At 53.3% G+C, this 21,178-nt stretch carries 20 protein-coding genes; 11 read left to right on the top strand and 9 right to left on the bottom strand.

What is annotated here, in order from left to right; genetic code table 11:
• Nucleotides 1–31 precede the first annotated feature (31 nt).
• Nucleotides 32–445 (top strand): pyrimidine (deoxy)nucleoside triphosphate diphosphatase, encoded by a 414-nt coding sequence (locus OGV82_RS18915; RefSeq protein WP_111925695.1) that lies wholly within the window; start codon nt 32–34, stop codon nt 443–445.
• Here the strand turns inward: OGV82_RS18915 and OGV82_RS18910 are convergent.
• Nucleotides 405–647, bottom strand: a complete 243-nt coding sequence (locus tag OGV82_RS18910) for a YnjH family protein (RefSeq protein WP_172773950.1) — start codon at nt 645–647, stop codon at nt 405–407. The two genes, OGV82_RS18915 and OGV82_RS18910, sit on opposite strands and share 41 nt — an antisense overlap.
• 269 nt (nt 648–916) lie before the next feature.
• Between OGV82_RS18910 and gdhA the strand changes: the two genes are divergently transcribed.
• Nucleotides 917–2,260, top strand: a complete 1,344-nt coding sequence (gdhA, locus tag OGV82_RS18905; RefSeq protein ID WP_012132655.1) for an NADP-specific glutamate dehydrogenase — start codon at nt 917–919, stop codon at nt 2,258–2,260.
• A gap of 102 nt (nt 2,261–2,362) precedes the next feature.
• On the opposite strand, the gene topB is transcribed toward gdhA, so the two are convergent.
• From topB to OGV82_RS18890, 3 genes are all read right to left on the bottom strand, one after another.
• A complete protein-coding gene (gene topB, locus OGV82_RS18900) occupies nt 2,363–4,306 on the bottom strand; it encodes a DNA topoisomerase III (protein WP_012132656.1) in 1,944 nt (647 codons plus the stop codon).
• Nucleotides 4,307–4,310: 4 nt separating this feature from the next.
• On the bottom strand, nt 4,311–5,354 hold the full coding sequence (gene selD, locus OGV82_RS18895) for a selenide, water dikinase SelD (protein ID WP_024130393.1): 1,044 nt from the start codon (nt 5,352–5,354) through the stop codon (nt 4,311–4,313).
• Between the two features lie 160 nt (nt 5,355–5,514).
• Nucleotides 5,515–6,066, bottom strand: a complete 552-nt coding sequence (locus OGV82_RS18890; protein ID WP_286462791.1) for an NAD(P)H nitroreductase — start codon at nt 6,064–6,066, stop codon at nt 5,515–5,517.
• 180 nt (nt 6,067–6,246) lie between these two features.
• Here OGV82_RS18890 and sppA point away from each other — a divergent pair, with 180 nt between their 5' ends.
• From sppA to pncA, 3 genes are all read left to right on the top strand, one after another.
• Complete coding sequence (gene sppA / locus OGV82_RS18885; RefSeq protein WP_047457423.1) at nt 6,247–8,103, top strand: signal peptide peptidase SppA; 1,857 nt, start codon at nt 6,247–6,249, stop codon at nt 8,101–8,103.
• A gap of 127 nt (nt 8,104–8,230) precedes the next feature.
• On the top strand, nt 8,231–9,247 hold the full coding sequence (gene ansA, locus OGV82_RS18880) for an asparaginase (RefSeq protein ID WP_047457426.1): 1,017 nt from the start codon (nt 8,231–8,233) through the stop codon (nt 9,245–9,247).
• Nucleotides 9,248–9,257: 10 nt separating this feature from the next.
• Nucleotides 9,258–9,899, top strand: coding sequence for a bifunctional nicotinamidase/pyrazinamidase (gene pncA, locus OGV82_RS18875; RefSeq protein WP_047457428.1), 642 nt, complete (start codon nt 9,258–9,260; stop codon nt 9,897–9,899).
• Between the two features lie 104 nt (nt 9,900–10,003).
• Here pncA and OGV82_RS18870 read toward each other — a convergent pair whose 3' ends face one another.
• Together OGV82_RS18870 and msrB are read right to left on the bottom strand one after the other, a co-directional pair.
• Complete coding sequence (locus tag OGV82_RS18870) at nt 10,004–10,279, bottom strand: YeaC family protein (RefSeq protein WP_012132664.1); 276 nt, start codon at nt 10,277–10,279, stop codon at nt 10,004–10,006.
• A gap of 41 nt (nt 10,280–10,320) precedes the next feature.
• Nucleotides 10,321–10,734 carry a peptide-methionine (R)-S-oxide reductase MsrB gene (msrB, locus tag OGV82_RS18865; protein ID WP_047457431.1) on the bottom strand — a complete coding sequence of 138 codons (414 nt, stop codon included), beginning with the start codon at nt 10,732–10,734 and terminating at the stop codon, nt 10,321–10,323.
• Between the two features lie 341 nt (nt 10,735–11,075).
• Here msrB and gapA point away from each other — a divergent pair, with 341 nt between their 5' ends.
• Both gapA and OGV82_RS18855 read left to right on the top strand, forming a co-directional pair.
• Nucleotides 11,076–12,071, top strand: coding sequence for a glyceraldehyde-3-phosphate dehydrogenase (gapA, locus tag OGV82_RS18860; RefSeq protein ID WP_012132666.1), 996 nt, complete (start codon nt 11,076–11,078; stop codon nt 12,069–12,071).
• An 84-nt stretch (nt 12,072–12,155) separates the two neighbouring features.
• Nucleotides 12,156–13,040: a D-hexose-6-phosphate mutarotase gene (locus tag OGV82_RS18855; RefSeq protein WP_047457434.1), complete on the top strand. Its 885-nt coding sequence runs from the start codon at nt 12,156–12,158 to the stop codon at nt 13,038–13,040.
• Nucleotides 13,041–13,249: 209 nt separating this feature from the next.
• Here OGV82_RS18855 and OGV82_RS18850 read toward each other — a convergent pair whose 3' ends face one another.
• On the bottom strand, nt 13,250–13,996 hold the full coding sequence (locus OGV82_RS18850) for a MipA/OmpV family protein (RefSeq protein WP_012132670.1): 747 nt from the start codon (nt 13,994–13,996) through the stop codon (nt 13,250–13,252).
• A 432-nt stretch (nt 13,997–14,428) separates the two neighbouring features.
• Between OGV82_RS18850 and yeaG the strand changes: the two genes are divergently transcribed.
• Entirely contained in the window at nt 14,429–16,363 is a 1,935-nt protein-coding gene (gene yeaG, locus OGV82_RS18845; protein ID WP_012132672.1) for a protein kinase YeaG, read from the top strand.
• Between the two features lie 204 nt (nt 16,364–16,567).
• Complete coding sequence (locus tag OGV82_RS18840; protein ID WP_058669020.1) at nt 16,568–17,851, top strand: YeaH/YhbH family protein; 1,284 nt, start codon at nt 16,568–16,570, stop codon at nt 17,849–17,851.
• A 51-nt stretch (nt 17,852–17,902) separates the two neighbouring features.
• Here the strand turns inward: OGV82_RS18840 and OGV82_RS18835 are convergent, their stop codons facing one another.
• On the bottom strand, nt 17,903–18,673 hold the full coding sequence (locus OGV82_RS18835; protein ID WP_049008788.1) for a class I SAM-dependent methyltransferase: 771 nt from the start codon (nt 18,671–18,673) through the stop codon (nt 17,903–17,905).
• Nucleotides 18,674–18,843: 170 nt separating this feature from the next.
• On the opposite strand from OGV82_RS18835, the gene dgcJ reads away from it, so the two are divergent.
• Together dgcJ and OGV82_RS18825 are read left to right on the top strand one after the other, a co-directional pair.
• A complete protein-coding gene (gene dgcJ, locus OGV82_RS18830; RefSeq protein ID WP_012132675.1) occupies nt 18,844–20,331 on the top strand; it encodes a diguanylate cyclase DgcJ in 1,488 nt (495 codons plus the stop codon).
• A gap of 45 nt (nt 20,332–20,376) precedes the next feature.
• Complete coding sequence (locus OGV82_RS18825) at nt 20,377–20,880, top strand: YbaK/prolyl-tRNA synthetase associated domain-containing protein (RefSeq protein WP_012132676.1); 504 nt, start codon at nt 20,377–20,379, stop codon at nt 20,878–20,880.
• A gap of 4 nt (nt 20,881–20,884) precedes the next feature.
• Here OGV82_RS18825 and yoaI read toward each other — a convergent pair whose 3' ends face one another.
• Nucleotides 20,885–20,989 carry a small membrane protein YoaI gene (yoaI, locus tag OGV82_RS18820; RefSeq protein WP_096753847.1) on the bottom strand — a complete coding sequence of 35 codons (105 nt, stop codon included), beginning with the start codon at nt 20,987–20,989 and terminating at the stop codon, nt 20,885–20,887.
• Nucleotides 20,990–21,178: the final 189 nt, after the last annotated feature.

Raw genomic sequence — 21,178 nt, 5'->3', positions numbered from 1 at the left:
CACTTTCCGTTGTTGAACCTTGATGAATATGATGAAAACCATTGATGTCGTCGCCGCAATCATTGAGCGTGACGACAAAATATTGCTGGCTCAACGCCCGGAACACGCCGATCAGCCGGGTATGTGGGAGTTTGCCGGAGGCAAAGTGGAGTCCAGTGAGACGCAACCTCAGGCGTTGATTCGCGAACTGCGTGAAGAGTTGGGTATTGAGGCGGTTGTCGGGCGCTATATCGCCAGCCATCAGCGCGAAGTCTCTGGCCGGCTGATCCATCTGCACGCCTGGCACGTCCCGGCGTTTACCGGTGCCGTCACCGCACATTATCACCAGAACATGATCTGGTGTTCGCCAAAAGAGGCGCTGCGTTACCCGCTTGCGCCTGCGGACATTCCGCTGTTAGAGGCGTTTATGGCTTTACGCGACGCCAGACCAACGGATTCGTACTGAGCGTTTTTTCGTCGCGCTGGCATTGCAGCAGCACGCCTTCGGCTTTAATCACCGCCCCTTCCGAATAGTTTTGATCCTGGTAGACGCAGCACTGATTGCAGGGCTGCGCACGCTGCCCGCTGGAGCTGAACACTTCGGGCGGGACGTTAACCTCCACATCCGGGCGATAATGCTGATTCGCCAGCGCGGCAAAAGAGACCATCGCCGCTGCTGCCGCGATAAATAAACGATGCATAGCGTTTCCTTGTTATGAAGCCTACCTTCAGTATAACGGTCGTAAGCGACTGAAACTTTAGCCACTCCATCCATCGCTTTTTATTATGACGCGCGCGCCGTTATTAATTTCCCTGGCACGCCATTTTTTTTTCTTGCTTACCGTCACACTGCTGGTGGTATAGTCAAAAACTGCATAAACACGAAACACAACATTATAAATATAACCATATCAATACATAAGAGGTTCTTATATCTATGGATCAGACATGTTCTCTGGAGTCGTTTCTAAACCATGTTCAACAGCGTGACCCCAATCAGACCGAGTTCGCGCAGGCCGTTCGTGAAGTAATGACCACGCTGTGGCCTTTCCTTGAGCAAAATCCTCGTTATCGTCAGATGTCATTGCTGGAACGTTTGGTTGAGCCAGAACGCGTGATCCAGTTCCGCGTGGTGTGGGTGGACGATCGTAATCAGGTGCAGGTTAACCGTGCCTGGCGCGTACAGTTTAATTCCGCCATCGGCCCGTATAAGGGTGGGATGCGTTTTCATCCTTCCGTTAACCTCTCGATCCTGAAATTCCTCGGCTTCGAGCAGACGTTTAAAAATGCGCTGACCACGCTGCCGATGGGCGGCGGTAAAGGCGGCAGCGATTTCGATCCTAAAGGCAAGAGCGAAGGCGAAGTGATGCGTTTCTGTCAGGCGCTGATGACAGAGCTCTATCGCCATTTAGGGCCAGACACTGACGTACCTGCTGGCGATATCGGCGTTGGCGGACGTGAAGTGGGCTTTATGGCCGGTATGATGCGTAAGCTCTCCAACAACAGCGCCTGCGTGTTCACCGGGAAAGGCCTCTCGTTTGGCGGTAGCCTGATTCGCCCGGAAGCCACCGGTTATGGCCTGGTGTACTTTACCGAAGCGATGCTCAAACGCCACGGTCTGGGTTTTGAGGGTATGCGTGTGGCGGTGTCCGGTTCCGGCAACGTGGCGCAGTACGCTATCGAGAAAGCAATGGCGTTCGGCGCTCGTGTGGTGACGGCTTCGGACTCCAGCGGCACCGTCGTGGATGAGAGCGGCTTCACCGAAGAAAAACTGGCGCGCCTGTGCGAAATCAAAGCCAGCCGTGACGGGCGTGTGGCGGATTACGCCCGCGAGTTCGGCCTGCCCTATATGGAAGGCAAACAGCCGTGGTCAGTGCCAGTTGATATCGCCCTGCCGTGCGCAACGCAGAACGAACTCGACGTGGACGCCGCGCGCGTGCTGATCGCCAACGGCGTGAAAGCAGTGGCGGAAGGCGCCAATATGCCAACCACCATTGAAGCCACCGATCTGTTCCTTGAAGCCGGCGTGCTGTTCGCGCCAGGTAAAGCGGCCAACGCAGGCGGTGTGGCGACTTCCGGTCTGGAGATGGCGCAGAACGCCGCGCGAATGAGCTGGAAAGCCGAGAAAGTGGATGCGCGTCTGCACCACATCATGCTGGATATTCATCATGCCTGCGTGGAATACGGCGGCGAAAACAAACATACCAACTATGTTCGCGGGGCGAACATCGCAGGCTTCGTCAAAGTGGCCGACGCGATGCTGGCGCAGGGTGTGATTTAATTTTCCGTGGCATGCAGGCCTGATAAGCGTTGTAGGCCTGATAAGCGCAGCGCCATCAGGCATTGCCGGATGGCGGCGTAAGTGCCTTATCCGGCCTGTGCGTTATACGCTCGCCTCTTCTGACGGCGGGCTTTTTTTCGCCGCTCGCTTACGGGGCGCGCTCTTTTTCTTCTCGCCGCCACCGCCTGGCGCGACAATGCCCCGGAACTGACGTACCGGCGTGCGTTTAGCCTGATCGATCAACTGAAAAAGCGTGCCGACCAGCGGCTGCATAAAATCCTGATAGCGGCACTGCTTTTCACTGATTTGCGTCAGGACAGACTCCCAGTGCGCCGTCATATCCGGTCGGGCAGCCATCTCCGGTAACGAGTGAATCAGGGCTTTCCCGGCATCCGTTGAATGAATGTAACGCCCTTTCTTGGTCAGGAATCCGCGCCTGAACAGCAGTTCGATAATGCCCGCGCGCGTCGCTTCGGTTCCCAGTCCGTCGGTCGCTCGCAGGATCTTTTTCAGATCTTTATCCTGCACGAAACGGGCAATCCCGGTCATGGCGGACAGCAGCGTAGCATCGGTAAAATGGCGTGGCGGCTGGGTCTGACGCTCAACGACCTCGCCCTTTTCGCACAGCAGTTCGTCGTCTTTCGCCACCACCGGTAACGGCGTACCGTCGTTCTCTTCGTCACGCTCTTTATTGCCCAACAGCGTTCGCCATCCGGCCTCCGCCAGAAAACGCGCTTTGGCGACGAATTTCCCCTTCGCAATCTCCAGTTCAATGACGCATTTGCGAAATACCGCGTCCGGGCAGAATTGCATCAGGTACTGGCGAGCGATCAGGTTGTACACCTTCGCTTCATTGTCGCTGAGGGAAATTGATGAACTGCGCGCAGTCGGGATGATCGCGTGGTGAGCGTCAACTTTTTTATCATCCCAGCAGCGGTTTCGCGTGTCCGGGTCAACCACCGGCTGCGGCAACAAATCCGCGGCATGTACGCCAATGGCATTCATCACCGCATGGCGTCCGGCAAAATGTTCTTCCGGCAGATAGCGGCAGTCGGAACGCGGATAGGTAATTAATTTGTGGGTTTCGTACAACTTCTGGCAGATATCAAGCACGTTCTGCGCGCTCAGGCCAAAGCGTTTCGCCGCTTCAATCTGCAACGCCGACAGCGAAAACGGCAACGGGGCAGATTCTGATTCCCGTTTATCGTTATAGCTGGTGACGATCGCGGGCTGACCGTTAATACGATTTACCACATGCTCCGCCAGCGGACGATGCAGCAAACGCCCCTCTTCATCCTGATACGGTTCGCACGCTTCACTGGGTTGCCAGATGGCGGTAAACCGCTCCTCAGCTGGCGTGACGATATGCGCTTTCACTTCAAAGAAATCTTTGGCGACGAAGTTCTCGATCTCTTCATCGCGGCGAACCACCAGCCCGAGAACCGGTGTCTGAACACGCCCTACCGAGAGCACGCCCTGGTAGCCCGCGTTGCGCCCGAGAAGGGTATACGCGCGGGTCATGTTAATGCCATACAGCCAGTCGGCGCGCGCACGCGCCAGCGCGGAGACGCACAGCGGCACAAATTCGCTGTTGGCGCGCAGCCGGGAAATCGCACGCTCCACCGCCTGCGGGTTAAGATCGTTGATCAGGCAACGCTGCACCTGCTGGCGTTTTTCCGGGGACAGTTGCAGATAATCCAGCACCTCGTCCACCAGCAGTTGCCCTTCGCGATCCGGGTCTCCCGCGTGAATCACTTCGCTTGCGTCATGTAAAAAGCGCTTAATGACATTGAGCTGCTTCGTCACGGAAGGACGTGGCTGGAGCTGCCACTTTTCCGGCACAATCGGCAGATCGGCCAGATTCCAGCGCGCATAACGACCGTCATACGCGTCCGGCTGCGCCTGTTCAAGCAGATGGCCGATGCACCAGGTCACCACCTGTCCATTCCCGCATTCGATAAAGCCGTCGCCTTTGCGGTGCGGCTTTGGCAGCACATCCGCAATGGCGCGGCCCAGACTCGGCTTTTCGGCAATAAACAACCGCATCGAATTAACGGATCTCTACCATGGCGCGACCGCCACGGGCGTCAACCAGTTCACCAATCGCCGTCAGTTCAATACCAAACTCCGCCGCGGTGACTTTCACTTCCTCTACCGCTTCCGGCGTCACCGCCAGCAGCAGACCGCCAGACGTTTGCGGATCGCACAGCAGATCACGCACCTCGCGCGGCATGTCGCCCATCAGATGGCCGTAGCTGGCGAAATTACGTTCCGTCCCCCCCGGCACTGCGCCAAGTTTAATGTACTCTTCGACGCCCGGCAGTTTTGGAATGTCCTGATAGCAGATCCGCGCCTGCACGCCTGCGCCCTGGCACATTTCGCTAAGGTGCCCCAGCAGACCAAAACCGGTCACGTCGGTCATTGCTTTCACGCCGTCGATATGGGCAAACGACGCCCCCGCAATGTTCATCCGGCACATCACTTCTGTCGCCAGCCCCTGATGTTCCGGCTTGAGCAGTGATTTTTTCTCGGCGGTGGTCAACACGCCAATGCCCAGCGGCTTGGTGAGGAACAGTTTGCATCCGGCCTGCGCGGTGCTGTTTTTCTTCACGCGCTCGGTCGGCACCACGCCGGTGACAGCCAGACCGAAAATGGGCTCAGGCGCGTCGATAGAGTGCCCGCCCGCCAGCGCAATACCCGCCTGACGACAGGCAAAACGCCCGCCTTCGGTGACTTCCCGGGCAATTTCCGGCGACAGTTTGTTGATGGGCCAGCCCAGAATGGCGATCGCCATAATCGGTTTGCCGCCCATCGCGAAGATATCGCTGATGGCGTTGGTCGCCGCAATACGGCCAAAATCAAACGGATTATCGACAATCGGCATAAAGAAGTCGGTGGTGCTGATGATACTGGTGCCATTACCCAGGTCATATACCGCCGCGTCATCGCGGGTTTCATTGCCCACAAGCAGGTTCGGGTCGACAAACTTCGCCTGCTCGCTGTGCAGGATGGTTTCCAACACTTTAGGGGAAATTTTACAACCGCAACCGGCTCCGTGGCTGTATTGCGTTAAACGAATAGCGTGCTCGCTCATGGACATCTCCTGTCATTGCAATCGGGCTATGGTAGCGCTCATTCCATGACGTGGTAAGAGAGAGTGTCTGAATTCCGGCGTCTTTGCTCATAATCCAGACAGTTTTGCCGAATAATCGGCAGGCGCTCACCGAAAAAGCCGCCTGCCGGGGCCATGACGCTTAGAAATACGTCACGAAAGGCGTCGGGTCCGGTACGCTGATGGTCGTTGACGCTTTCAACTGCGGCGTGCCCAGATAGAGGAAGCCCACAATTTTATCCTGTGCGCGACAGCCGAACGCCTCGCAAACCACTGGGCTTTCGGTTAACGCGCCGCTGCGCCAGATGCCGTTGAAGCCTTGCGCAATCGCCGCCATCTGCATCGCCATAACCGCACATCCTGCTGATATTTCCTGCTCCCACAGCGGCACTTTGTGGTTCTCCTCGCATTTCGCCACCACCGTGATGATCAGCGGCGCGCGAAATGGCGCGGTGCGCGCTTTCTCTATCGCTTTCTCATCGCCTTCCGCCGCAATGGCGCCCTGCTCCAGAACAGCGCTGAAGCGCTCACGCCCCTCACCTTCAATCACAAAAAAACGCCAGGGTTGCAGGGATTTGTGATCGGGTACGCGCATGCCCGCGCGCAGAATATTTTGTAACTGTTCACCCGCAGGCGCGGGTTCGGCCAGACGAGAGGCGCTACGACGGTTTACAAGTAATTCGAGTGCGTCCATTTGGTTAACTCCAGCAATGATATTTATTCACAAAATTAACACGAGAGGGGATTTAGTTACAGCACAGGCAGTGATTCCTGCTGACAAGTGCCTGCCTGGTCATTACGATACCCACATCTTATACGCTTTCTCTCTGAGTATGACGGAGATAGCGGAATGTTAATCTGGTAGGGAGAATACATGCGAACCCTGTGGCGATTTATTGCCGGATTTTTTAAGTGGACATGGCGACTGCTGAATTTCGTCCGGGAACTGGTGCTCAACCTGTTCTTCATCTTTCTGGTTCTGGTGGGCGTCGGTATCTGGATGCAGCTTAGCGATGGCAATACCAGCCAACAAACTGCACGCGGCGCGCTGCTGTTGGATATTTCCGGCGTGATCGTCGATAAACCGTCCAGCACCAACCGCCTGGGCGTCATTGGCCGACAGCTGTTTGGCGCCAGCTCTGACCGCCTGCAAGAAAACTCACTGTTTGATATCGTCAACACCATTCGTCAGGCGAAAGACGATCGCAATATCACCGGCATCGTGATGGATCTGAAAAACTTCGCGGGCGCCGATCAGCCTTCCATGCAGTACATCGGGAAAGCACTGCGCGAATTTCGCGATAGCGGCAAGCCGGTCTTTGCCGTAGGCGACAGCTACAGTCAGGGGCAATATTACCTGGCGAGCTTCGCCAATAAAATCTGGCTTTCTCCGCAGGGTACGGTCGATCTGCACGGCTTCGCAACCAACGGCCTGTATTACAAATCCTTGCTGGATAAGCTGAAAGTCTCCACGCACGTCTTCCGCGTCGGCACTTATAAATCCGCCGTGGAACCGTTTATCCGCGATGATATGTCGCCTGCCGCGCGCGAAGCGGACAGCCGCTGGATTGGCGAGCTGTGGCAAAACTACCTGAACACCGTTGCGGCGAACCGTCAGATCCCCGCGCAGCAGGTCTTCCTTGGCGCGCAGGCTATGCTCGACGGGCTGAGCAAAGTGGATGGCGATACCGCGAAATACGCGCTCGACAACAAACTGGTGGATGCGCTGGCGTCTAACGCCGAAGTGGAAAAAGCGCTGACCAAACAGTTTGGCTGGAGCAAAGCAGAAAACAACTATCGGGCCATCAGCTATTACGATTATTCGCTGAAAACGCCTGCCGATACCGGCGACGGTATTGGCGTCGTGTTCGCCAATGGCGCGATTATGGACGGTGAAGAAACACCGGGCAACGTCGGCGGCGACACGACGGCGTCGCAAATCCGCGATGCGCGCCTGGACCCAAAAGTGAAAGCGATTGTGCTGCGCGTAAACAGCCCCGGCGGCAGCGTCAGCGCCTCTGAAGTCATTCGCGCCGAACTGGCCGCTGCGAAAGCCGCAGGCAAGCCGGTTGTGGTGTCGATGGGCGGAATGGCGGCATCTGGCGGTTACTGGATCTCCACCCCGGCAAGCTACATTGTGGCGAACCCGAGCACCCTGACAGGTTCAATCGGCATCTTTGGCGTTATCAACACCGTTGAGAACAGCCTGGATTCGATCGGCGTGCATACCGATGGCGTCGCCACCTCGCCGCTGGCGGACGTTTCTGTCACCAAATCGCTGCCGCCTGAAGTGCAGCAGATGATGCAGCTCAGCATTGAGAATGGCTACAAACGCTTTATCACGCTGGTTGCCGATGCGCGTAAGAGCACCCCGGCGCAGATTGATAAAATCGCGCAGGGGCATGTCTGGACCGGTCAGGATGCAAAAGCGAATGGTCTGGTAGACAGTCTGGGTGACTTTGACGACGCCATCGCCAAAGCCGCAGAGCTGGCTAAACTGAAGCAATGGCATCTTGAGTATTATCAGGATGAACCGACATTCTTCGACAGAATCATGGACAGCATGTCCGGCTCCGTGCGCGCAATGCTGCCGGAAGCCATTCAGGCGATGCTCCCGGCGCCGCTGGCGACAGCCGCCAGCGCGGTAAAAGCAGAGAGTGATAAGCTGGCTGCCTTTAACGATCCGCAAAACCGTTATGCGTTCTGCCTGACCTGCGCGAACGTGCGCTAAATTGCCATTGCCGGATGGCGATGCTATCGCGTCTTATCCGGCCTACGAGTTTCGCGTAATTTGTAGGCCGGATAAGGTGCAACCGCCTCCGGCAATATAAGAGACTTCACTTCGTAAGAACATTGCCATGCAGAAGAAATCGATTTACGTTGCCTATACCGGCGGTACGATTGGTATGCAGCGCTCGGAACAGGGTTACATTCCGGTATCAGGCCATCTCCAGCGCCAGCTGGCGCTGATGCCCGAATTTCACCGCCCGGAAATGCCGGACTTCACCATTCATGAATATGCCCCGCTGATGGACTCATCCGATATGACGCCGGAAGACTGGCAGCATATCGCAGAAGACATTAAAGTGCGTTACAACGACTATGACGGCTTTGTCATCCTCCACGGCACGGACACGATGGCGTTCACCGCCTCGGCGCTCTCCTTCATGCTGGAGAATCTGGGTAAGCCGGTAATTGTGACAGGGTCACAAATCCCGCTGGCGGAGCTGCGCTCCGATGGGCAGATTAATCTGCTGAATGCCCTGTATGTCGCCGCGAATTACCCCATCAATGAAGTTACCCTCTTTTTCAATAATCGGCTGTTTCGCGGCAACCGCACGACAAAAGCGCATGCCGATGGCTTTGACGCGTTCGCCTCCCCCAACCTTCAGCCGCTGCTGGAAGCCGGAATTCATATCCGTCGCTTAAGTACGCCGCCCGCACCGCACGGCGAAGGCGAGCTGATTGTTCACCCAATCACGCCGCAGCCTATTGGCGTCGTCACCATTTATCCGGGAATTTCTGCCGAAGTGGTGCGTAACTTCCTGCGCCAGCCGGTAAAAGCGCTGATCCTACGTTCTTACGGCGTCGGTAACGCGCCGCAGAACAAAGAGTTCCTCAAAGAACTGGAGGATGCGAGTTCACGCGGTATCGTGGTGGTTAACCTGACGCAATGCATGTCTGGCAAGGTGAATATGGGTGGGTATGCCACCGGCAACGCGCTGGCGCATGCGGGCGTGATCGGCGGCGCGGATATGACCGTTGAAGCAACGCTGACTAAGCTGCACTACTTGTTAAGCCAGAATCTGGATACACAGACCATTCGTACCGCGATGACGCAAAATCTGCGCGGTGAACTGACGTCAGACGAATAAGGAGCTTTTCATGACGACCCGGGCCTTACTGCTGGTTGATTTGCAGAATGATTTTTGCGCCGGCGGCGCACTGGCCGTCCCTGAAGGCGACAGCACCGTGGATGTAGCAAACCGTCTTATCGCCTGGTGTAAAGCGCGCGGCGACACAGTGATCGCCAGCCAGGACTGGCATCCTGCCGGACACGGCAGTTTCGCCAGCCAGCATCAGGCGCAGCCCTACAGCCAGGGACAACTGGACGGTTTAGCGCAAACCTTCTGGCCCGATCACTGCGTACAAAATAGCGACGGCGCGGCCCTGCATCCCCTGCTCAGGCAGAACGCCATCGACGCGGTTTTCCATAAAGGCGAGAATCCGCAGGTGGACAGCTACAGCGCCTTTTTTGATAACGGACGCCGCCAGAAAACCGCCCTGGACGCCTGGCTTCGGGAGAACGGCGTACAGACGCTGATCGTGATGGGGCTGGCGACCGATTACTGCGTGAAGTTTACCGTGCTGGATGCGCTGCAACTGGGTTATACGGTGAATGTGATTACCGATGGCTGCCGTGGTGTGAATATTCAGCCGCAGGACAGCGCGCACGCCTTTATGGAGATGGCGGCCGCTGGCGCCACGCTGTATACGCTGGCAGACTGGGAAGAGACGCAGGGTTAGGTGTTCTTACTGCCTGATGGCGCTTCGCTTATCAGGCCTACTGGTTATCGCTTTGTAGGCCTGATAAGCGAAGCGCCATCAGGCTACCAACAAAAAAGGCTACATTACAGTTTCAGCGTCGCAATCGATTTTGGCGCAATGCCAAAATCCTCTTTCAACTGCTGCTTACTTTTCATCACCATCTGACCGTTGGTATCAATGGTCATATGCTGCGCGTCGGTATTGTGCCGCGCCTGCCAGAGCATCACCAGTTGCATGCTGTTCTCTTTTTGCTCCGGCGTCAGCGCAACGCCGTCCGGCCATTTTCCCAGCTCAACGGCGGTAGATAAGCGCTGATAAACTTCCGGCGTCATGCTGTCGATCATCTCATCAAGATTCATGATAAGTCCGCTCCTGTGGAATAATTTGCTGAATCGTTTTTTCAGCCCTTAGTTTGTTCGCCGTTTTCATCATCGGTGAAGCTTAATGAGGCCGAATTGACGCAATAACGCTCACCCGTCGGCTGTGGGCCATCCGAAAAGACATGTCCCAGGTGCGCATCACAGTTGCCGCAGCGAATTTCTATACGCTGCATCCCGTGGGAAAAGTCCTTAATGTAACGGATAGATTCTTCACTGACCGGCTCGTAAAAGCTCGGCCAGCCGCAGCCGGAATCATACTTGGTTTGGGAATGAAACAGCGGCGCGTCGCAGACCAGACAGTGGTAGACGCCATCACGCTTATTATGCAGCAAACGCCCGGTAAATGGCGGTTCCGTACCGTGATTCTGCGTCACGTAGAATTGCATTTCGGACAACTTTTTTTTCAGATCTTCCGCAGAGGGTTGATTAGCCATTTGCTCACATCTCGCTTTAGCCATACTCACATTGCGTGACCGATTCTAACAAAACATTAACACCCCAGTGTGAACTTTTGTTCTAAACTTGATCCTTGCGAAATGGCAGCTTATGAATCGTGATCGGAATCACGTTTTTATCTCAGTTGTCCTTTAAAATTCGGGGCGCCGCCCCCATGTGGTTTCAAGCCGAAAGGAAGAGTGAGGCGAGTCAGCCGTGCAAAGCTTGTACAGAGGATTGATTTGTCGCAATGATTGACACGATTCCGCTTGACGCTGCGTAAGGTTTTTGTAATTTTACAGGCAACCTTTTATTCACTAACAAATAGCTGGTGGAATATATGACTATCAAAGTAGGTATCAACGGTTTTGGCCGTATCGGTCGCATTGTTTTCCGTGCTGCTCAGAAACGTTCTGACATTGAGATTGTTGCAATCAACGATCTGTTAGACGCTGAATACATGGCTTACATGCTGAAATATGACTCCACTCACGGTCGTTTCGATGGCACCGTTGAAGTGAAAGACGGTCATCTGATCGTTAACGGTAAAAAAATCCGTGTTACCGCTGAACGTGATCCGGCTAACCTGAAATGGGACGAAGTTGGTGTTGACGTAGTTGCTGAAGCTACCGGTATCTTCCTGACTGACGAAACCGCACGTAAGCACATCACTGCTGGCGCGAAAAAAGTGGTTCTGACAGGTCCGTCCAAAGACAACACTCCGATGTTTGTTAAAGGCGCTAACTTTGACAAATACGAAGGCCAGGACATCGTTTCCAACGCATCCTGCACCACTAACTGCCTGGCGCCGCTGGCTAAAGTTATCAACGACAACTTCGGCATCATCGAAGGTCTGATGACCACCGTTCACGCGACCACCGCTACTCAGAAAACCGTTGACGGCCCGTCTCACAAAGACTGGCGCGGCGGCCGTGGCGCGGCTCAGAACATCATCCCGTCCTCTACCGGTGCTGCTAAAGCGGTAGGTAAAGTGCTGCCGGAACTGAACGGCAAACTGACTGGTATGGCGTTCCGCGTTCCGACTCCGAACGTATCCGTTGTTGACCTGACCGTTCGTCTGGAAAAAGCGGCTTCTTACGAAGACATTAAGAAAGCGATCAAAGCTGCTTCCGAAGGCCCGATGAAAGGCGTTCTGGGTTACACCGAAGACGACGTAGTATCTACCGATTTCAACGGCGAAGTATGCACTTCCGTGTTCGATGCTAAAGCAGGTATCGCGCTGAACGACAACTTCGTGAAACTGGTCTCCTGGTACGACAACGAAACCGGCTACTCCAACAAAGTTCTGGATCTGATTGCTCACATCTCCAAATAAGTTGAGATGAGAAATTGATCCCAAAAGGCGACCTCCGGTCGCCTTTTTTTATGGCTAAGAGTTTTCAACTCCAAGGATTGCATCATGATTAACACAATTTTCGCTCTCCCGGTCATCGAACAAATTACCCCTGTCCTCTCCCGCCGCCAGCTCGACGAGCTTGACGTGATCGTCGTCGATCACCCGCAAGTTAAGGCGTCTTTTGCACTCCAGGGCGCACATTTGCTCTCCTGGAAACCAGCAGGCGCCGAAGAAGTGCTGTGGCTGAGCAACAACACGCCGTTTAAAACAGGCGTTGCGCTGCGTGGCGGCGTACCGATCTGCTGGCCGTGGTTTGGCCCCTCTGCGCAGCAGGGTCTGCCGTCTCACGGCTTTGCCCGTAACCTGCCGTGGGCGCTGAAAGCCCACAACGAAGACGACAACGGCGCGGTACTGACATTTGAGCTACAGAGCAGCGAGGCGACTCGCCAGTACTGGCCGCACGATTTCACCCTGCTTGCGCGCTTCAAAGTGGGTAAAACCTGTGAGATCGAACTGGAAGCCCACGGCGAATTTGAAACCACATCTGCCCTGCACACCTACTTTAACGTCGGCGATATCGCCGCAGTTAAGGTCAGCGGTCTTGGCGACCGTTTCATTGATAAAGTGAACGACGCCAAAGAAGATGTGCTGGCAGACGGCGTCCAGACGTTCCCGGATCGTACTGACCGTGTTTACCTGAACCCGGAAGCCTGTAGCGTCATCCATGATGATGCGCTGAACCGCAACATTGACGTCATCCACCATCACAACATTAACGTTGTGGGATGGAACCCTGGCCCGGCACTCGCCGCCAGCATGGGCGACATGCCGGATGATGGCTACAAAACCTTTGTCTGTGTGGAAACGGCTTATGCCACCGCGCCGCAAAAAGCCAGCGAAGAAAAACCGTCTCGCCTGGTGCAAACAATTCGCGTCGCAAAACGTTAAGGGTTGACTGATGCCGGATGACGATGCTGACGCATCTTATCCGGCCTGCAACCTGTCGGAGCAGCTGTCTGCGTACATCTCTGCGCTGGCATTCTCACCCATGTACCACGTCCTGTCATCGCATCCTCCCCATCAATGCACCACCGTAAAGCAAAACAGAGCGCAAGCGCCCTGTTTTGATGCACGAATTGCACTGTAAAAATGCACAATCAGAACTTATAGGTGATCCCGGTTGAGATCAGGCCGGTCCAGGATTTATCAACCATCGGGCTGTCGGTCACTTCATCCGACAAACGGGTATAACGCGCTGTACCGTAAACGCTCCAGTCCCCGAGGAAGTTGTAGTTAGCGCTGATTTCCAGGTACGGGTTCCAGCCGCTTTCTGGATCGTAGCTACGCAGGCCGCTGCGCGAGGACTCTTTGCGCGAAACGCCATAGTAGTATTCGTTCTGGTTTTCGCTGTTCCACTGCACGCCAATACCCGGCGTCAGCGTCAGCGCGCCATTGGTATAGCGGTACAACCAGGCCAGATCCCACACGATGCCGTTGCTGTTATCCAGCGTATCGCCCGCCAGCGTGGTGCGCAGGAAACCGTATTCGGTATTGTGGATGTAAGACAGGCCCGCCATCATGGTGCTCTTACGCTTGTCGAGTTCGCGCAGTCGGCGATCGTCGCTGTCGCCTGGCTTAAAGTACAGCGGAGACCAGTACGCGGTAATCGACAATTTATCCGCTTTGTCGTTCCACAGGTAGTATCCGCCGCCCAGACCCCGGAACCAGAAGTTATCACTTTCATAGTTGATAACCGGCACCGGATACACATCAGCATCGTAATCTTTGTAAGGATGTTCAACCACACCAACGCCAGCGCCCAGCGTCAAGTCGTTTTCAGCTTGCGCTACGCCAGCTGATGTGGCGATAAGCACGCCAAATGCCAGAAGTTTGAGTTTGGTCACAATCCATATTCCTTATTCAAATGTTTAGCGCCAAAAGTGTAACTGCCAATACGTTTCAACCCAACTATTTTACTTATTCGTTTCACTCTCTGTAACCGGTTAATTTCTCAATAGTGGATGACAGTTTGCTTGCAGTCGGATGAACGCGGGATGACTTTCATCTCTTTTCTTTACATAACCATGCACTTTTAGCGGATGAGTTATTGATATGCCATTGAAATTCATTTATGCGCACAGGCAAGTTTTGCAAATGCCATCTACGCTTAATTTTAAGAAGGTGTATCACCGGGCACGTTGATCTCTTGCTCAGCGTTGTGGCATGAGAGTTGCTGTTTATCAGTAGAGACGTCGTTCAGTTACCTCTTCCGGGAGCCTCTACTATTCATATGAACGGCTCTTACCATGTGCTAAAAAACGAAAGGACGGCATACCATGAATATATTCGATCACTATCGCCAGCGCTATGAAGCTGCCAAGGACGAAGAGTTCACACTGCAGGAGTTTCTTACCACTTGTCGGCAAGATCGCAGTGCTTATGCCAACGCGGCAGAGCGGCTACTGATGGCTATTGGTGAGCCTGTCATGGTCGATACTGCCCAGGAACCTCGACTTTCTCGACTCTTTTCGAACCGGGTCATCGCTCGCTATCCCGCATTCGAAGAGTTTTACGGCATGGAAGACGCGATTGAACAGATTGTCTCTTATCTGAAACACGCGGCTCAGGGGCTGGAAGAGAAGAAACAGATCCTGTATCTGTTGGGGCCTGTAGGGGGCGGTAAATCGTCGCTTGCCGAGCGACTGAAATCTTTGATGCAGCATGTGCCTATTTATGTTCTGAGCGCCAACGGTGAGCGTAGTCCGGTAAACGATCACCCGTTATGCCTGTTTAATCCGCAGGAGGACGCGCAGATTCTGGAAAAAGAGTACGGCATTCCGCGCCGCTATCTCGGCACCATTATGTCGCCGTGGGCCGCGAAACGTCTGCATGAGTTCGGCGGGGATATTACCAAATTCCGCGTCATCAAAGTCTGGCCGTCCATTCTGGAACAGATTGCTATCGCCAAAACAGAACCCGGCGATGAAAACAACCAGGATATTTCCGCGCTGGTCGGCAAGGTGGATATTCGTAAACTCGAACACCACGCGCAAAACGACCCGGATGCCTATGGCTATTCCGGCGCGCTGTGCCGCGCTAACCAGGGGATCATGGAGTTCGTCGAGATGTTTAAAGCACCGATTAAAGTGCTGCATCCGCTGCTGACCGCCACTCAGGAAGGTAACTACAACGGGACGGAAGGTATCTCCGCCCTGCCGTTTAACGGTATTATTCTTGCCCACTCGAACGAATCCGAATGGGTGACTTTCCGCAACAACAAAAATAACGAAGCCTTCCTCGACCGTGTTTACATCGTGAAGGTGCCGTATTGCTTACGCATTTCCGAAGAGATCAAAATCTACGAGAAGCTGCTGAATCACAGTGAGCTGACTCATGCGCCATGCGCGCCGGGTACGCTGGAAACCCTGTCGCGCTTCTCGATTCTTTCTCGTCTGAAAGAGCCGGAAAACTCGAGCATCTACTCGAAAATGCGCGTCTATGATGGCGAAAGCCTGAAAGATACCGACCCGAAAGCGAAGTCCTATCAGGAATACCGGGACTACGCCGGCGTCGATGAAGGGATGAACGGTCTGTCCACGCGTTTCGCGTTTAAGATCCTCTCCCGCGTGTTTAACTTTGACCATGCCGAAGTGGCCGCCAACCCGGTGCATCTGTTCTACGTACTGGAGCAGCAGATCGAGCGCGAACAGTTCCCGCAGGAGCTGGCTGAGCGCTATCTGGAGTTCCTGAAGGGTTATCTGATCCCGAAATACGCCGAGTTTATTGGCAAAGAGATCCAGACAGCCTATCTGGAATCCTATTCCGAGTACGGACAGAACATTTTTGATCGTTATGTCACCTATGCGGATTTCTGGATTCAGGATCAGGAATACCGCGACCCGGATACCGGCCAGCTCTTTGACCGCGAGTCACTGAACGCTGAACTGGAGAAAATCGAAAAACCGGCGGGCATCAGCAACCCGAAAGATTTCCGTAACGAGATCGTCAACTTCGTTCTGCGTGCCAGAGCGAATAACAGCGGTCGCAATCCAAACTGGACCAGTTACGAAAAACTGCGCACGGTTATTGAGAAGAAAATGTTCTCGAATACCGAGGAGCTGCTGCCGGTGATTTCGTTTAACGCGAAAACCTCAACCGACGAGCAGAAAAAACACGACGATTTTGTCGACCGCATGATGGAGAAAGGTTATACCCGTAAGCAGGTTCGCCTGCTGTGCGAATGGTATCTGCGCGTACGGAAATCGTCTTAACAGCATAAATGGCCCGGAAAATTTTATCCGTTTACCGGGCCAACAATTCTTTTGTACGCGAAATCATTCAAGAGGTATCAAGGCGGCAAATGAGTGAATCCCCAGGAGCGTACATAAGTACGTGACTGGGGTGAGCGAATACAGCCAACGCAGAGACAACTTGAAGGATGAAGCGTAAGTTGGCAAATGCAGTACGGGGGGCTTATGACCTGGTTTATTGACCGGCGTCTTAACGGTAAAAACAAGAGCATGGTGAACCGCCAGCGCTTCTTACGCCGTTATAAAGCGCAAATTAAACAGTCGATCTCCGAGGCCATTAATAAACGTTCGGTGACCGATGTAGAGAGCGGCGAGTCCGTTTCAATCCCGACGGATGACATCAGCGAACCGATGTTTCATCAGGGACGGGGCGGCTTGCGCCATCGCGTACACCCCGGCAACGATCATTTCGTACAGAACGATCGCATTGAGCGTCCACAAGGTGGCGGCGGTGGTTCCGGGAGTGGGCAAGGCCAGGCCAGTCAGGATGGTGAGGGTCAGGATGAATTCGTCTTTCAGATTTCCAAAGATGAGTATCTGGATCTGCTCTTTGAAGATTTAGCGCTGCCTAATCTGAAAAAAAATCAGCAACGGCAGCTTACTGAGTATAAAACCCACCGCGCGGGTTTTACCTCCAACGGCGTTCCGGCCAACATCAGCGTGGTGCGTTCCCTGCAAAACTCTCTGGCGCGCCGCACGGCGATGACTGCGGGTAAACGTCGGGAGCTGCGCGCGCTTGAGGACGACCTGGACATCATCACCAAAAGCGAACCCGCGCAGTTGCTGGAAGAGGAGCGGCTACGTAAAGAGATTGCCGAACTGCGGGCAAAAATCGACCGTGTCCCCTTTATCGACACCTTTGATTTACGCTACAAAAATTATGAAAAGCGCCCTGACCCTTCCAGCCAGGCCGTGATGTTCTGCCTGATGGACGTATCCGGCTCGATGGATCAGGCCACCAAAGATATGGCCAAACGTTTTTATATCCTGCTCTACCTGTTCCTCAGCCGAACCTATAAGAACGTTGAAGTGGTCTATATCCGCCACCATACGCAGGCAAAAGAGGTGGATGAACATGAGTTCTTCTACTCCCAGGAAACCGGGGGCACTATCGTCTCCAGCGCCCTGAAATTGATGGATGAGGTAGTGAAAGATCGCTACGACCCGGCGCAGTGGAATATCTACGCGGCGCAGGCTTCGGATGGCGATAACTGGGCAGATGACTCTCCGCTGTGTCATGAGATTCTGGCGAAAAAACTGCTGCCGGTGGTGCGCTATTACAGCTATATCGAAATCACCCGCCGCGCCCACCAGACCTTATGGCGCGAATATGAGCATCTGCAATCGACTTTTGATAACTTTGCGATGCAGCATATCCGCGACCAGGATGATATCTATCCGGTCTTCCGTGAGCTGTTCCAGAAACAAAGTACGACAAGTAAAGACTAGAAATCAGTCCGTCAGGTCAGTAAAAAGCCAGAACCGTGTTCTGGCTTTTCTTTATTTCCCCTTAACCGAACAGCAGGCAATGTAATTCAACTGATGGCGCTGTGATTTAAAGAAGCGAAACATCTTGATAAAACGGCTGCGATTGTCACGGATGCACAGTCCGTTATAAACAATTTTAAGCGCCCCTTTCAGCCCTTCATCGCGAATCAACCCTCGCGGAGACATCAGCGACATTTCACCGTTCTGCTGTAAAACCTGCTCAAACCCGGAATCCAGCAACAGATCGCGCCAGCCTTGTTTGGTCATCGGACTTACATTCGATTTCACCACATGCTGAAGCTGGTTCTGCTCACCTTCCGCCAGCTTCTGGCTGGTCAGCATAATATCGTGCGTTAAGAGACGGCCACCCGGCTTCAGAACCCGATAATATTCACCGATCAGCTTTGCTTTCGCTTTGTCGGCATACATGGTGAGCATGGCCTCGTTAATCACGACATCAAAACTGTTATCGGCAAAGGGTAAGCTGTTGGCATTGGCGGCCATGACATGGATGTGATTTTCCAGCCCGTGCGCCGCGACATTGTTCCGCGCGTTTGCCAGCGCGTTTTTATCCATATCGATGGCGTAGACCGAACAACCAAAACGTTGCACCAACTCAATGGCGGTCGTCGCCATATTGCATGCCACTTCCAGCACCTGGCTGCCCGGCGTCAGCTGAGACTGGCTGAACAGCCACTCCGTCGCCTCAATGCCGCCCGGACGCAGACGGGTTTTGCCCAGGCTTGCTAAAAATGTATGGCCCGCTTTTTCATTCGCACTCATCGCGCACCTCCTTCCTGATAAGTTGCATTATAAATACAACATTAAGAGAAAAAGGGGAAGTATGAGAATGATTTTTATTTCACAACACAAAAGAGGACGAAGGCGCTGTTAGAGAGAACATCACCACTGTGATAAACTGAAGCGTCGCCCTTTGAAAACTGTTATTCATCATGAAATTGCATCATAAAGCGCTCAGGCTCTTTATCTCCGCAAGCGTCATTGTACTGACGTCCTCTTTTCTGGCTTATGAATTGATCGCCAGTGACAGGGCGATGAATGCCTATATGGGCTACATCATCGAAAAGGCAGACTCTTCATTTTTGTATGACAAGTACCAGAATCAGAGCATTGCAGCTCATTTAATGCGCACGTTCACGGAGCCCAAAACACCGCCATCCGATGAACAACAATATGCGTTATGCCGCGGATTTGAAACAGGTCGCAATACCCACGGCATCAATCTCACCACTCATAATAACCCATCGCTACATGGAACACTGCAAACCGCCGAGGCAAACTGCGCGATCGTAGCTGACGACGCTCCTCTGTTGTTCGCTTTTGATCAGGCGGTGGCCGCGAATCGTAACCAGAAGGATTATGGTAAAGGGCTGGGCACTGTAGAAGATAAATTCCACTACTATCTGGATATTAAAAAACGCTACGTCTATTTCTATAACCTGATTGACTCCAGACAATTTTTTATGCACCACTGGTCTTTTCTGCGAAAAGGAACACTGGGAATCAACCGTAACGATATTGATGGTCAATTCACAGGGCGAACAGTGCTCTCAAGCATTTATCAGGACGATCTTACGGAAAAAAATGTGATGAGTTTTTTAACTCCCGTTTATCTACATGGAAAGTTAAAAGGCATAGTAATGGTGGATATTAACCAGGATAACCTGAAGAATATTTTTTACACTCAGGATCGTCCACTGGTCTGGCGCTATCTGGACGCGACTCTGTTCGACCTGAATTCAGAGAAAAAAATCATTGTCCATCAGAGTGAAAATAACCTCTTTAATTATGTTAATTATGTTCACGACCTGCCAGGCGGAATCCGTGTCACATTATCTCTCGACATCCTGTATTTTATTGTCTCATCATGGAAACTGTTCGCCTTTTACCTGCTCGTTACCGCTACGTTACTGAACATGGTCAGAATGCATTTTCGCCTTTACCATAATGTCAATCGTGAAAATATCAGCGATGCGATGACCGGCCTCTATAACCGTAAGATCCTGACACCGCAGCTTGAACAGCGTTTGCAGCGACTGGTCAACACAGGCACCTCCGTGACGTTTATCGCCATCGATCTGGATAGGTTGAAAGTCATTAACGACACGCAGGGGCATCAGGAAGGCGATCGCACAATTACATTGCTGGCAAAAGCCATTGAAGCATCGGTGCGTAAAACAGATTATGCAATAAGACTGGGAGGTGATGAATTTTGTGTAATTCTTATCGATTCAGTTGTACCGGCAACAACTTTACCTGAGCGTATTGCCAATAAGTTGCGAATCATCGCGCCAGATAAGGTGATTAGTTTTTCCGCTGGACTTTATCATATGCAACCTGAGGATACGATCCAGGACGCATACAAGGCCTCCGATGAGCAACTCTATCTCAACAAACAACAAAATCATGCACGTTTGTGATACCCTTTTGCCGTTAAAACTTCATCGCAATATTGGGAGTGAATGATGAATGAAGTCGCTAAGGGAATCACGGCTCACCAGCGTTTGATTACCCTTTTATCGCAGGAAGGCGCCACTTATCGTGTACTCAGCCACGAGGCGGTCGGTAAGTGCGAAGCGGTTTCGGAAATTCGCGGCACCGCACTGGGCCAGGGGGCAAAAGCGCTGGTGTGTAAAGTGAAAGGCAATGGCGTCAATCAACATGTCCTGGCGATCCTTTCCGCTGACCAGCAGGCCGATCTCGCCCAACTCGCAAACCATCTCGGTGGACTAAGAGCTTCGCTTGCCAGCCCTGCCGAGGTGGATGCGCTGACCGGCTGCGTCTTTGGCGCGATTCCCCCTTTTAGCTTCCACCCTAACCTGAAGCTGGTGGCCGATCCGCTGTTGTTCGAGCGCTTCAACGAAATCGCGTTTAACGCCGGGGTGCTGGAAAAATCGGTCATTATGAATACCGACGATTACCTGCGCATTGCGCAGCCTGAACTGGTCAACTTTCGCCGAGCGCAATAACGGCTCAGAAACGTCTTTCCAGCACCAGTACGGAAATCACAATCACCGCGGCAATAGCGAAAAATGATGAGGTAATGATCAGCGTTTCAATCAGCATATGATCGTTCATAGTTTCACCCCGTTGCGACAGAGAAAACGGCTCACCTGTTATTGATAAATCGAATTAATGGCAATTTAATGACAGCAAGCCTGACCTGCCCGGAAAATTCTCCTCAGGCATTCGCCTGAAAATGTGCCGTTATTGATAAAAAAGCCTGTTCACTCACGTATTTGCGCGTACAGTAAGCAGGCTTATCTT

The organism is Citrobacter sp. CK191, from assembly GCF_030333435.1.
Lineage (GTDB): Bacteria > Pseudomonadota > Gammaproteobacteria > Enterobacterales > Enterobacteriaceae > Citrobacter_B > Citrobacter_B koseri.
Note: the sequence above shows the minus strand (reverse complement) of the source record. Positions and strands in the feature narration are given on the sequence as shown.